18 protein-coding genes are annotated in these 13,185 nt (G+C 35.2%); 8 read left to right on the plus strand and 10 right to left on the minus strand.

Translation table 11 applies throughout. The features are described from left to right. Position 1 precedes the first annotated feature (1 nt). Complete coding sequence (locus C1A05_RS04215; protein ID WP_102026944.1) at positions 2–244, minus strand: KTSC domain-containing protein; 243 nt, start codon at positions 242–244, stop codon at positions 2–4. A 244-nt stretch (positions 245–488) separates the two neighbouring features. Here C1A05_RS04215 and C1A05_RS04220 point away from each other — a divergent pair, with 244 nt between their 5' ends. Continuing rightward, on the plus strand, positions 489–1,244 hold the full coding sequence (locus tag C1A05_RS04220) for a YrrS family protein (RefSeq protein ID WP_159461995.1): 756 nt from the start codon (positions 489–491) through the stop codon (positions 1,242–1,244). Further along, a complete protein-coding gene (mtnN, locus tag C1A05_RS04225) occupies positions 1,244–1,936 on the plus strand; it encodes a 5'-methylthioadenosine/S-adenosylhomocysteine nucleosidase (protein WP_102026946.1) in 693 nt (230 codons plus the stop codon). Before C1A05_RS04220 ends, mtnN begins: the two co-directional genes overlap by 1 nt. A gap of 41 nt (positions 1,937–1,977) precedes the next feature. Here mtnN and C1A05_RS18160 read toward each other — a convergent pair whose 3' ends face one another. From C1A05_RS18160 to C1A05_RS04265, 9 genes are all read right to left on the minus strand, one after another. Next, positions 1,978–2,145: a hypothetical protein gene (locus tag C1A05_RS18160; RefSeq protein WP_200816472.1), complete on the minus strand. Its 168-nt coding sequence runs from the start codon at positions 2,143–2,145 to the stop codon at positions 1,978–1,980. 118 nt (positions 2,146–2,263) lie between these two features. After that, positions 2,264–2,971 (minus strand): RNA polymerase sporulation sigma factor SigK, encoded by a 708-nt coding sequence (sigK, locus tag C1A05_RS04230; protein ID WP_373419458.1) that lies wholly within the window; start codon positions 2,969–2,971, stop codon positions 2,264–2,266. Between the two features lie 185 nt (positions 2,972–3,156). Continuing rightward, complete coding sequence (mnhG, locus tag C1A05_RS04235; protein WP_102026948.1) at positions 3,157–3,501, minus strand: monovalent cation/H(+) antiporter subunit G; 345 nt, start codon at positions 3,499–3,501, stop codon at positions 3,157–3,159. Continuing rightward, positions 3,482–3,778: a Na(+)/H(+) antiporter subunit F1 gene (locus C1A05_RS04240; RefSeq protein ID WP_102026949.1), complete on the minus strand. Its 297-nt coding sequence runs from the start codon at positions 3,776–3,778 to the stop codon at positions 3,482–3,484. The genes mnhG and C1A05_RS04240 overlap by 20 nt, the downstream gene beginning before the upstream one ends. Position 3,779: 1 nt before the next feature. Then, entirely contained in the window at positions 3,780–4,256 is a 477-nt protein-coding gene (locus tag C1A05_RS04245; protein WP_102026950.1) for a Na+/H+ antiporter subunit E, read from the minus strand. 6 nt (positions 4,257–4,262) lie between these two features. Continuing rightward, positions 4,263–5,744, minus strand: coding sequence for a Na+/H+ antiporter subunit D (locus C1A05_RS04250; RefSeq protein ID WP_102026951.1), 1,482 nt, complete (start codon positions 5,742–5,744; stop codon positions 4,263–4,265). Next, complete coding sequence (locus C1A05_RS04255; protein WP_102026952.1) at positions 5,737–6,075, minus strand: Na(+)/H(+) antiporter subunit C; 339 nt, start codon at positions 6,073–6,075, stop codon at positions 5,737–5,739. Before C1A05_RS04255 ends, C1A05_RS04250 begins: the two co-directional genes overlap by 8 nt. A gap of 2 nt (positions 6,076–6,077) precedes the next feature. Beyond that, entirely contained in the window at positions 6,078–8,417 is a 2,340-nt protein-coding gene (locus C1A05_RS04260; RefSeq protein WP_102026953.1) for a Na+/H+ antiporter subunit A, read from the minus strand. Positions 8,418–8,627: 210 nt separating this feature from the next. After that, complete coding sequence (locus C1A05_RS04265; protein WP_102026954.1) at positions 8,628–8,768, minus strand: sporulation histidine kinase inhibitor Sda; 141 nt, start codon at positions 8,766–8,768, stop codon at positions 8,628–8,630. Between the two features lie 482 nt (positions 8,769–9,250). Between C1A05_RS04265 and C1A05_RS04270 the strand changes: the two genes are divergently transcribed. From C1A05_RS04270 to yqeK, 6 genes are read left to right on the plus strand one after another with little or no spacing between them, the layout of a single operon-like run. After that, positions 9,251–9,766, plus strand: a complete 516-nt coding sequence (locus C1A05_RS04270) for a YqeG family HAD IIIA-type phosphatase (protein ID WP_102026955.1) — start codon at positions 9,251–9,253, stop codon at positions 9,764–9,766. A 3-nt stretch (positions 9,767–9,769) separates the two neighbouring features. Next, a complete protein-coding gene (gene yqeH, locus C1A05_RS04275) occupies positions 9,770–10,873 on the plus strand; it encodes a ribosome biogenesis GTPase YqeH (RefSeq protein ID WP_102026956.1) in 1,104 nt (367 codons plus the stop codon). Positions 10,874–10,891: 18 nt separating this feature from the next. Further along, entirely contained in the window at positions 10,892–11,737 is an 846-nt protein-coding gene (gene aroE, locus C1A05_RS04280) for a shikimate dehydrogenase (protein WP_102026957.1), read from the plus strand. Between the two features lie 13 nt (positions 11,738–11,750). After that, complete coding sequence (gene yhbY / locus C1A05_RS04285; RefSeq protein ID WP_102026958.1) at positions 11,751–12,041, plus strand: ribosome assembly RNA-binding protein YhbY; 291 nt, start codon at positions 11,751–11,753, stop codon at positions 12,039–12,041. Between the two features lie 16 nt (positions 12,042–12,057). Next, positions 12,058–12,624 carry a nicotinate-nucleotide adenylyltransferase gene (locus C1A05_RS04290; protein WP_102026959.1) on the plus strand — a complete coding sequence of 189 codons (567 nt, stop codon included), beginning with the start codon at positions 12,058–12,060 and terminating at the stop codon, positions 12,622–12,624. Then, positions 12,614–13,183 carry a bis(5'-nucleosyl)-tetraphosphatase (symmetrical) YqeK gene (gene yqeK, locus C1A05_RS04295; RefSeq protein WP_102026960.1) on the plus strand — a complete coding sequence of 190 codons (570 nt, stop codon included), beginning with the start codon at positions 12,614–12,616 and terminating at the stop codon, positions 13,181–13,183. Before C1A05_RS04290 ends, yqeK begins: the two co-directional genes overlap by 11 nt. The last annotated feature ends 2 nt before the right edge of the window (positions 13,184–13,185 follow it).

Here is a 13,185-nt window from a genome sequence, read left to right on the forward strand (position 1 = left end):
TTCAAAGAATAGAAAGGTTATCGACAATCTTATATGGAAATGTAGTTTTAAATGTCTGATTTATTAGTTCCTCTTTGTCTGTAGAAATGATTAATTCAAAAACATCTTTTTCTTTAACGTTCTGAAACTCTAGGACCTCTCCACTGTAGTAATAAATGGTTAATAATTGATGTTCCTTATCATAGCCGATTTCATTAAAGGAGGAGAGACCCCAAAGATTATCATTAAAAATTGTTTTTTTCATAATCCTTCTCCTTTCATTTGTGTAATTATTAAATATGTATGTTCAAATACCTTCCTATATGCCAAAACTAGATGATTTTTGACAATAAAAGTTTGAAATCGACGTTCAGGATTTGGAGTCCCTGTTAGTATACTATATAAACAAGTGTTGTTTTCATTTAAGGCAAGGGGATTTTTTAGGTAATGTAAGATGTAGCATACATTTTTTATCCATTGTATAATAGCTAGGAAGGGAGAGGAATATTGTGCCAGAATCTTTTTTCGATGATCAATCAAGAGTGGACAAGTATAATAAAAAAAGGAAAAACACAAAGCTTATTAATACATTTATCGTGTTAGGTGGATTTTTATTTTTACTTTTCCTATTTTTTGTAGTATTTGGTGACGATGAGGAAAAAAATAGTCCAGAAAAAGAAGCGGTTGCAGAAAACGATACAAGCGAGTTAAGTGAAGAAGTAGATTCGGAAGACGAGGCAGCAGGGGAAGAAGATGCTTCAACAGAACCGGAAACAGAGGAAGAAAAGGAAGACTCTGTAACAGACGAGGATTCAGAGGCTGAAGAGGAAGAAGATAGCACAAATTCTGAAGCGATAGAGGAAAGCGATGATCCGAATGTAATTGAAACGATTGTACTGGATTGGCAGCCGATTGGTACGGTTCAAGAGGAACCCCATGTTGCAACTTATGATACATCTTCACAAGATTGGAAAGAAATGTGGGCTGCAGCAAGGTATGCTACTGGTTTAAGTGAAGATGATACGGTTGAGTGGTGGGCAACAAATAATGGGGATGAACATAGTGCAAAATTAACCATTTCCAATAAAGCGCAAACGGAAACATATCGTGTCTATATGGAGTGGGTAACAAATGAAGGATGGAAGCCAGTCAAAGTAGAGTTATTAAAAGAAAATGATATAAAGGAAAAACACTTCTCTAGTAACGAAGAAACAAAAGCGAATCAAGATGCACAAGCACAACAAGAGGAAAGTGAGGAACAATAATGATAGTTGGTATCATTGGAGCAATGGATGAAGAAATAGAGTTATTAAAATCTTCCATGGAGATAGAAAAGGAAGAAACGATTGCAGGGTCTATATTTATAAAAGGAACACTAAAGGGCCAACCAGTAGTTTTATTAAAGTCAGGGATTGGAAAAGTAAATGCAGCTATGTCTACGACGATCTTACATGAACGTTTTTCACCTGACTATGTAATTAATACTGGTTCTGCTGGTGGTTTTGCTGCAGAACTAAATGTTGGAGATCTCGTAATATCGGAAAAAATTGTTCATCATGACGTGGACGTAACAGCTTTTGATTATGACTATGGCCAAGTACCCAAATTACCTACCTATTATGAAGGGGATACAAAACTAATTTCCCTGGCAATAAATGTAGCAAAACAAATGGATGTTAACACGGTTACAGGTCTAATAGCCACAGGTGATTCCTTTATGAGTGACCAGGATCGAGTTAATTTTGTGAGAGAAAAATTTCCAGATTTAAAAGCGGCGGAAATGGAAGCTGCTGCAATCGCTCAAGTTTGCTATCAATATAAAACGCCATTTGTTATTATAAGAGCTTTATCCGATATCGCAGGAAAGGATTCCTCAGTATCTTTTGATCAATTTTTAGATACAGCAGCTAAAAATGCAGCAACATTAATTATAGATATGGTGAAGGATTTAGCATAAAGAAAAAAGCAAAGCGTGAATTAAAGCGCTTTGCTTTTTTCTTAGTCATTATAGTAATAGATACCACCAAATAAAAAGAGGAGAATGAGTAGGACTACCGCTAAACCTAACCAAAAGCCGTTATATCCTTTATGCTGATTATATCCATACGGTCCATAATAGTATGGTTCATATGGATAAAAATCATAAGGAGAATAACCATAATACATGTGAACTCACCTCACTGGATAACGTCTTAATTATAAAATATGATAAAAGTCCTTTTGTCGTATAGGCTATTGTATGGCATTGTTTTTCCTATCCAAGAAGTGAGATATAAAAGGTATATTAATTACTTTTTCGACTTTCTCGATGAAAGGCATGATAAATTTTCATCAGCGCTCGTTTTTCAATACGAGAAACATAGCTTCTTGAAATACCAAGATTTTTTGCTATCTCCCGTTGTGTCATTTCTTTATAACTGCCGACTCCATATCTTTTCATAATGACTTCTTTTTCTCGTTCATCTAAAATATTTAAAAATTCATTCATTTTCTCAATTTCCATGTTGGTTTGTATTTTTTCAACAATATCTGGATTGTCTGTTTTTAATATGTCAATTAAAGAAATCTCGTTTCCTTCCTTGTCTTGACCGATTGGATCATGAAGAGATACATCTTTTCTCGTCTTTTTCAAAGAGCGTAAAAACATTAATATTTCATTTTCTATACATCTAGCCGCATAAGTCGCAAGCTTAGTACCTTTATCAGGTGAATAGCTCTCAATTCCTTTTATTAATCCAACTGTCCCAATCGATATTAGATCCTCTTGATCCTCTCTAGTGTTTTCATATTTTTTGACAATATGTGCTACTAATCGCAAATTGTGTTCAATTAAAATATTACGAGCGTCTTCGTCTCCCTCTTGCATCAACTGTAAGTATTTAGCTTCCTCCTCTTTGGATAACGGTTGAGGGAAAGCATTGTTTTTTATATAGGAGGCAAAAAAGAACATATCCTTAATAAATAAAGCTACTGTTTTTAAGACACTAAACAAGTGCATACACCTCCAAAATATTTTAGGCAAATGCCTATATTTAAAGGTATGTAATCGTGTGCTTTTTTGTGTCTGTCCATTTAAACAAAGGTTGTTACAAATTGATTAAGAGGAGGGTACTTGAACATTCTTATTGTAAAAATCCAACATAAAAAACAACCCAAATCATTGGGTTGTTTCGTAAATTAATTCTCTATTTTCTTTTTCACTTCTTCTAAATCATCCTGGATACTTCCATCCCATAATTTCACACCGCTTTTGTATGCAGCCCTTGAGATCATATGACCAGAAACGGGTGCAGTAAGTAGAAGGAAAAAGATTCCCAGCAAAAGCTTCCCACTTACAATATCATGTTCATATAGCATAAATAGAAAAGCACCAATTAATATTAAAGATACTCCCAATGTCGATGCCTTAGATGCAGCGTGTAGCCGTGTATAGACATCTGGAAACCGTATGATACCTATGGATGATGAGATGATGAAAAAGGTGCCCAGAATAAGAATAATGCTAATTATGATTTCGATCAATGATAACACCCTTTTCTAAAAATTTTGCAATTGCAATCGTTCCAATAAACAATAGGATACCAATTAACAAAATGACGTCATTTAATTTAGTAGTAACCATATAGATTGCAATTAGTGCCCCTAAAGCCATTAAATTTACGCCAATACCATCTAATGCTACAGCTCTATCTGGGTTTGTCGGTCCTTTTAGTACACGATAAAGGAGAATAAAGATGGAAATGGAGACACCTGCAATACAAATAACGGTTACGACCTTAAGCAATTCTTCCCAATCCATTTTATCTGGTCACCTCCATAATCGCTTTTTCAAATGTATCTTTTATTCCTTTAATTTCAGCTTCTACATCAGGTATATCCATAGCGTGAATATATATGCGGGATTGATCATCTGAAACAGCTACAGATAATGTGCCTGGAGTTAGTGTAATAAGATTGGCAAGTAAAGTGACCTCCCAATTACTTCTTAACTCAGTAGGAAGCATAAAGATGCCTGGTTTAATATCTAACTTTGGTTTGTAGACAAGCTTTACAATACTAAAATTTGATTTCACTAATTCTTTCAGAAAGAGAAGAATCAATCGAACAATGTAGTAAATCCTTTTCAAATAAAAGGCGTCTGGAATAAACCTTTGTAATAAAAAGAGTAGGAATAAACCAATTAAGTAACCAAACAAAAACGTGCCTACCCCATATGTTTCGGATAGAAACATATACATAAATGCGATTATTAAATTTAACACAACTTGAAATGCCATTTTAGGTTACTCCTTTAATACAGAATCAATGTATATACTTGGGTCTAATAAACTATTTGCGATTGTTTCAATGTGCGGATAAATCCATTCAGCTCCAACTCCTAAAAATACAGAGAAAAACAGTAAAAATGCACTAGGTATTAAAAACTTACCGATTTTTCGCTTCTGTTGTATTTCTTGTTTTTCGCCCCACATTCCTACAACAAAGATTCGAACCATCGAAAGTAAAATTAATAGGCTTACAAGAAGTCCAATAACAACTAATACATATTCTCCTTCTTCGGCTGCCCCTTTTAAAATAAGAAGCTTACCTATAAATCCACTAAAAGGAGGGATACCAGCTAAAACGAAAGTTCCTAATAGGAATAACCATGCTAAAACTGGATATTGGTGTATGACTCCTCTCATTTTCTTTAAATCCGATGTGCCCGTAACATATACTAATGCACCTATTAGTAAGAATAGTGCGGTTTTGATAATCATGTCGTGTACTAAGTAGTATACGGAACCAGATAATCCAGAAGGGGATAGTAACCCGATTCCAAGAAGCATATATCCAACAGCAGGAATAATATTGTAGACGATAATTAGCTTTACATTATTCGTTGATAATGCACCAATAACACCAAATATCATCGTAAGTGCAGCTAACCATAGAAAGATTTGATGGGTAAGTTCCGTATCCTGAACAAACATAATCGAAAAAGTTCTTAGGATCGAATAAATTCCTACTTTCGTAAGTAATGCACTAAACAAGGCAGATACCACAACATTTGGAACGATATAGGATTTTGGCATCCAATAGTAAAGTGGGAAAATAGCACCCTTCGTCGCAAACACGAAAAACAATAGGATGGCAATTGTCGTGATAATTCCCTGATCTTCCGCTGGTACTTCTTGAATTCTTTCTGCAATTTGTGCCATGTTTACTGTTCCCACAACGGAATACAAAAAGGCAACAGCTGTCACAAATAGCATGGAAGAGAATAAGTTTAGTAGTACATATTTCACCGATTCCCTTAATTGAACCTTCTCCCCACCTAATACAATTAATCCATATGAAGCCATTAACAATACTTCATAGAATACGAATAAGTTAAATAAGTCCCCGGTTAAAAAGGCCCCGGACACCCCCGTAATTAGTAAGAAAAAGAGGGTATAGAAATAATATTCTTCTTGCTTAGCACTCAATGAGCTAGGCGCGTAAAATACGCAAGCTAATGCTATTAAATTTGTTGTGATGACAAGAATCATTGCTAGAGGGTCAGCGACTAAAACAATTCCAAACGGAGCTTGCCAGTCACCGGTTTCCAACACAATGGTTCCATTCTTTAAGACATACCAACCAATCCAGCTAACGACAGCTACATTTAGTAGCATCATGATTTGGGCATAAATTCGTACAGCCTTGATTTTTTTATGGAAAAAGATAGCTAAGACTCCTGCTAGCATTGGTATGATAATGGGTAGTACAGCTAAATTACTCATTTTCAGTTCCCCTTAATTCATCCATATTATCAGAATTGTTTAGTTTAGAAGCTCGATATGCTAATACAAGTAACAAACTTGTTACCCCGAAGCTAATAACAATAGAAGTTAAGATTAATGCTTGGGGTAATGGGTCGGTATATTGGGTAACACCATCCACTAAAATAGGTGGCTTTCCAGTTTTCAATCTTCCCATCGTTAGTATAAGTAGGTGGGCTCCATGTGAAATGAGAGCTGTTCCAATAATAATCCGCAGTAATTGTTTCTGTAACAAGTTGTAAATACCTGTTGCAAACAAAATACCACCAAGGACGGAAGTAATAATTTCCATTGTTATTTCGCCTCCTTATCTCGGCGAATTTTGAGCATGCCGTAGATTGCTAGTGCTGCTATTCCGAGGACTGTAATTTCAAATAATGTATCAAGACCACGCATGTCTACTAAAATAACATTTACGATGTTTGCTCCTCCACCTAGCGATTTCGACGTTTCAACAAAATAGCTCGAAATTGGCTCAAATAGTTTATTACTATGAGAACTAATTGCTATTAACGTGATGAGCACACCGAATCCAACAGAAATAATGGTATTTGAGCTTTTCACAGCAAGTGTGTCATCCCGTTTTCGAAGTTCTGGTAAGTGGTAAAAGCAAAGTAAAAATAAGGCAACGGTAACGGTCTCGATGATCAGTTGAGTTAACGCTAAGTCTGGTGCTTGGTAAATAACAAATAAAATGGACAACCCATAACCGACCACACCTAAGATAATAATTGCTGCTAGACGGCTGTTCGTAAAAATAGTAGCAATTGCAGCTACAGCCATCATAATGGCAACTAATACTTCAGGAATGGTAATCGTTGCTAAATAGGATGTATTGATATCAAAACCATTTGTTACAACGAGTACAATGGATGTAATGGCAATAATCGCCACTAATATATAGCTCATGTAATGTCTCAACGAACCAGTCATATACGTTTTTGTAATTCGTGATGATACGGTCTCTGTTTTATCCATAATAAAGTCATATACTGTATTAAAGCTTAAATGACGAGGAAACACATTATAAATAGAAGACCATTTTTTCCTTGTAACAGTCAACAATACTCCTAATGCAATTACGACTAGAGTCATTAGGAAAGGTTTATAATCCCACCCATGCCAGAAATAAATCTCATGAGGCTCGTAAAATTCACCTGAAACAGCAGTAGCGGTATGACCTAATAAACCATTGACAAATACGTTAGGGAACAATCCAATAACAAGTACCCCTAATACAAGTATAATTGGTGAAATAAGCATTCCAATTGGTGCTTCGTGTGGTTTTTTCGGTAATTCCTCCAATTTTGCTTGTCCGCGGAATGTACCAAAGAAAAAGTACATGGAATACACAAATGTAAAAATACTTCCGAAAACAGCTAAGTAAGGTAGCGCTTCTTGTAGAAAGCCTAAGAAACCACCTGTATATGCATTTAATGCATTAGCCGAGTCAAAGAATAATTCTTTACTATAAAAGCCATTCAAAAATGGAAGTGGAAATCCTGACATTGATAGTATGCCAAATAATGCAAGGGTTGCAGACATCGGCATGAATGTCATGAGACCACCAAGTTTACGTATATCTCTTGTACCTGTTTCATGATCGATTATTCCTGCTATCATAAACAAACTACCTTTAAAGGTTGCATGATTTAAAATATGGAAAACAGCTGCAAATATTGCAGCTTGGGTACCGAAACCAAGCATGGCCATAATCATACCTAGTTGACTGATAGTAGAAAAGGCAAGTATTCCTTTTAAATCGGTTTGTCTAACAGCCATGTATGAGCCCCAACAAAGTGTAATGATACCCACTATACTTACTAGAACAAAAAAGCTTGGTTCTCCAGCTAAAATTGGCGAAAAACGAGCGATCAAATAGATTCCTGCTTTAACCATTGTAGCGGAGTGTAAGTAAGCACTAACAGGTGTTGGCGCCTCCATAGCATCAGGTAACCAAATGTGGAATGGAAATTGAGCAGATTTCGTAAATGCCCCAAGCGCTAGAAAGACGAGCACTAACGGTAATAGAGGGCTTTCGATTATTAAGTGCGAGTTTTCAATCATGCCACGAATACTGGTTGTATTTGTGATAATCGATAACAAAATAAATCCACCCAGTAAGCTTAAACCACCGAATACGGTAATCATCATAGATTTTAATGCACCATACCTAGATCTTTCACGATGGTTCCAAAAACCAATAAGTAAAAAGGAAGAGATAGAAGTGAACTCCCAAAATGTATAAAGAACAAAGACGTTATCTGACAAAACGACTCCTAGCATGGAGACCATAAACATCATCAAGTAAATATAAAAATGTCCAATTTGTTCTGACTTATGTAAATAGAAAATGGAGTACAAAACAACAAGCGTACCAATACCACTAATTAATAGTACAAAAAGTAGGCTTAATCCATCTAAATAAAAATCAAGTGAAATACCGAGGGAAGGAATCCACGAATAGCTTTCCGTCTTCGTTGTAAAATCACTACCAACGAATGGAATAAAATAAAGAAAAACGAGTAGTGGAACAGGTAACACAAACCATCCAGTATGTATTTTATCTTTCCACTTATTAAAGATCGGAATCAATAAAAGTATGATTAACGGTGCAAAAACTGCATAAATCATCTAAAAAATTTCCTCCCTACACGTTGTGTTATATTTTTGTGTGAATAAATAGTATGAGTACTAAATTTTCATAAGATAGGACAATATCCCTTTAATTGTATGTGATATGAAGGCTTTTTATCAACTTATAACCTTTATAAAAAAGAAAAAACCTCCCTGCATTTTATTATGTGCAAAAAGGTTTTAAAAAAAAGATAAGTTTCTACCTATTTAACTAGAATGTTTAATTTTATGTAGTAGAGATCGTTTAATTATTTCATCTTTTATGAGTTGAATAAAATCCGCACTAAGATTTAGCTCACATGCCTTATGATACGATTCAATCAAAAGTTCATCAGACAAATGTTTCATAATGTGTATGTCATCTTAGGCTCAGATGACATCTCACCTCCCGTTATAGTCTTCCAACCAGTCATCCTAATCTATTTAAATGAGATTCTGTACAATATCGATTTTTGAGAGAATTGCTATTTTTATGTCGTTTCGAATTGTCTGAACTAACTTGCATTTCTTATGTAAAATAACTCTATCATGATTATTCTGATTGTACAACTAAGGAACTATCCACATGTCTATGTGTATAAGTTGTGGGCTTTTGTAAGAAATAGTTATAAAATCAAGTGAATTCTATGTTGATAATGTTAATAAAGTTATCCACAATCGAAAAATGATACTATTTGTCGAACGGTTTTTATCGTAAATTCGTATATTCAATCATAAAAATAACAAGTTAACCATTAAAAACCAACTTTCCTTTGATACAATGAATAAAATTGTATATGATGTTAAGAGGATAAAAATAGAAAAAGGCATAAGCGCACGAGGTGACGAATTTGTTAAAACGATTTTTGCCAAATGAACATGTAAAAACAGTTTTTGAAATTACTCCTGAAAAGTTAAAGCAAAAAGGAATAAAAGGAATTATTACCGATCTTGATAATACGTTAGTTGCTTGGAATCAAAGCGATGCAACTCCTGAAATTATCGAATGGTTTAAAGTTATGAAAGATGCAGGTATTCGAGTGACCATCATATCGAATAATAATGAAGAGCGTGTAAGTCACTTTTCTAAGCCTTTACATATACCTTTTATATCAAAAGCTAGAAAGCCATTATCAAAAGCATTTAAAAAAGCTCAACATGCTATGGAGCTAGATAAAAGTGAAATTGTAGTAGTTGGAGATCAACTATTAACCGATGTATTAGGTGGCAATTCATCAAAATTTTATACGATTTTAGTCGTTCCTGTTGTTAAAACAGATGGGTTTATTACAAAGTTTAATCGAAGAATCGAACGGGCTATTTTAAACTGGTTCCGAAAACGAGGAAAGATTACCTGGGAGGATTAAAGCATGGAAGAGGAACAAATCATTTGCCAAGGTTGCGGTGTCCAAATACAAACAACTGACCCGAAAGCATTAGGGTATGCACCAGCTTCCTCCTTAAATAGAGAGGATATTATTTGCAAAAGGTGCTTTCGGTTAAAGCATTATAATGAAGTCCAAGATGTATCGTTAACAGATGATGACTTTTTGAAAATGTTAAACTCAATAGGACAAAGTCAAGGATTAGTAGTTAAAATTATCGATATTTTTGATTTTAATGGGAGCTTTATTCCTGGCTTACCCCGTTTTACTGGTAACAACCCAATTGTTTTGGTAGGTAATAAAGTTGACTTATTACCGAAATCTGTTAATCCGAATAAAGTAAAGCAATGGATGCGTAAAACAGCAAAGGATATGGGCTTAAAAGTGGAAGAGGTCTTTTTAGTATCGGCTAAAAGTGGAACCGGTATGGAAGAAGCATCAGCTGGGATTGAGCAATTGAGAAATGGAAGAGATGTATACGTTGTTGGCTGTACAAATGTTGGAAAATCAACATTTATTAATTATTTAATTCATGAGACGACTGGAGAAAAGGAAGCAATTACAACATCCTATTTTCCTGGCACAACACTAGGCTTTATTGATATACCATTAGATGAAAATGCATCGATGTATGATACACCAGGTGTAATCAATCGTCATCAAATGGCTCATTACATTTCGGAGAAGGATTTAAAATATATTACGCCTAAAAAGGAAATAAAAGCAAAGATATATCAATTAAATCCGGAACAAACCTTATTTTTTGGTGGGTTAGCAAGGCTCGATTTTATGAATGGTGAACGGACATCCTTTGTTTGTTACTTTTCCAATGAGCTCAACATTCATCGCACGAAATTAGAAAATGCAGATCAACTGTATGAGAATCATTTAGGAGAGCTATTAAATCCACCGAGTACGGAGACAATGGAAAATTTACCACCATTAAAGGCACACACCTTTCATATTAAAGAGAAAACCGATATTGTGTTTTCTGGCTTAGGTTGGGTAACTGTTACGGAGGGGAACCTTACTGTTCGAGCTCATATTCCGGAAGGCGTCCGTGTAAGCATTCGGGATTCATTGATTTAACTGGGGAGGAGAAGACTTATGGGGTACTTATTAGGTGTTATCGGATATCCGGCAAAGCATTCGTTATCACCATGGATACATGAGAAGTTTCTCGCGATGTCAGAGTTAGATGGAGTCTATCGTGCCTATGAAATAGAAGAGGATTTTTTATCTTCTTTTTTACGGTCCTTAAAAGCGATGAATGTAGATGGTTTTAATGTAACAGTTCCATATAAAGAAAAAATAATTCCTTTTTTAGATAAAGTAGACGACAGTGTAAAATATGTAGGTGCAGTAAATACTGTTGTGAATCAGAATGGACAATGGATAGGCTATAACACTGATGGAATAGGCTATATAAAATCGCTACAACATGAGTACCCAAGTTTTTTCGAGACAATTGATAATAAGAAAATATTAATCATTGGTGCTGGTGGGGCGGCAAGAGGAATCTATTATGCCTTAGCCTCTTATGGATTTACATATATTGATATAGCAAACCGTACTGTTTCTCGTGCACATACGTTAATCGAAAACAAAACGGACAAAGTGGTAACAAGCCTTTTTACTCTAGAACAAGGAGAAGAATTGGCGAATCAATATGATTTAATTATTCAAACTACTAATATGGGAATGACTCCAAATGTGAATAGCAGACCAATATCATTGAACAAACTAAAAGATGCCGTGATTATAAGTGATATTGTATATAATCCTATGGAAACGAAATTTTTATCAAGTGGAAGAAAACTTGAGGCTCATATTCATTATGGTCATGGCATGTTGTTGTTTCAGGCGGCTTATGCCTTCCAATTATGGACAGGACTTCATATCAACCCTTCCAATATGCTACAAGAATTAATGGAAAAATTACAAGAAAGATAAAAGGTGATATATTATGCTAACAGGAAAACAGAAACGTTACCTTCGTTCGCTAGCTCATCATTTAAAACCTATATTCCAAGTAGGTAAAGCAGGAGTTAATGAAAATTTAATGACACAGGTAAGTGAAGCGTTAGAAAAGCGTGAATTAATTAAGGTTAGTATTTTGCAAAATTGTTTTGAGGATAAGGATGAGGTTGCGAGTGAGCTTGCCGCTGGAACAAATAGTGAACTCGTACAATTAATTGGACATACAATTGTATTATATAAAGAATCCGAAGAAAATAAACAGATAACTTTACCGTAAGAGAAGGGTCAATGTGATGAAAAAAATTGGTTTATTTGGTGGGACATTTGATCCGATTCATGTGGGTCATCTGTTAATGGCAGAAGAGGTTTACGAGCGACTAAATTTAGATGAAATCTGGTTTATCCCATCTTACGTACCCCCGCATAAAACGGGGACAACAACGAGTCCAGATGACAGAATGCGGATGCTACAGCTAGCCACTGAAGATAACGATCACTTTCGAATTGAAGATATGGAACTAAAACGAAAAGGTACATCCTTTACCTTTGATACGATTGAGCAGCTTAAACAATCGCACCCTGATAAGCAATTTTTATTTATTATAGGTGCGGATATGGTAGAGTATTTACCAAAATGGTACAAAATTGAGGAGCTTATCCACAATATTACGTTTGTTGGGGTAAAGCGCGTTGGATATGAGGTAAAGTCGAAGTATCCCATTATAGAAGTGGAAGTGCCGATGATAGAGATATCCTCTACCATATTACGTAATCGTTTAAAACATGGTGGCACAACCCGATATTGGCTGCCCAAAAAGGTTAGAGAATATATAAGGGAGAACGGATTATATGAATCTTGAAGAGGCTTATGAACGGGTAAAGCCGAAATTAAAACCAGCCCGATTTGAGCATACAAAGCGTGTTGTAGAAACAGCTGTAGAGCTTGCGGAAGCTTACGGAGAAGATATAGAAAAGACGAAAATAGCAGCTGCTTTCCATGACTATGCTAAATATCGAGATGTAGAAGAAATGAAGCGGTGGATCATAAAAGAAACGGCTTTGCCAAAAGATTTATTACTTTATCATCATGAGCTATGGCACGGACCAGTAGGAGCTTACTTAGTAAGAGTGGAGCATGATGTAATGGATATCGACATTCTAAGTGCCATTACTTATCATACGACAGGTCACGCAAACATGACTTTATTAGAAAAAATTGTGTTTTTAGCAGATTATATAGAGCCTGGTCGAAGTTTTCCAGGTGTTGATGAAGTAAGAAAAGTAGCAAAAGAGGACTTAAATCAAGGGTGTTACTTAGCCCTTAGAAATACAATTCAGTTTTTAATGAGTAAAGGTCAAACCATATATCCAGATACATTTCACGCGTATAATGATTTTGCACGGTTATTGAATAAGTAATG

The organism is Salirhabdus sp. Marseille-P4669 (assembly GCF_900240405.1).
Taxonomy (GTDB): domain Bacteria; phylum Bacillota; class Bacilli; order Bacillales; family Alkalibacillaceae; genus OEQK01.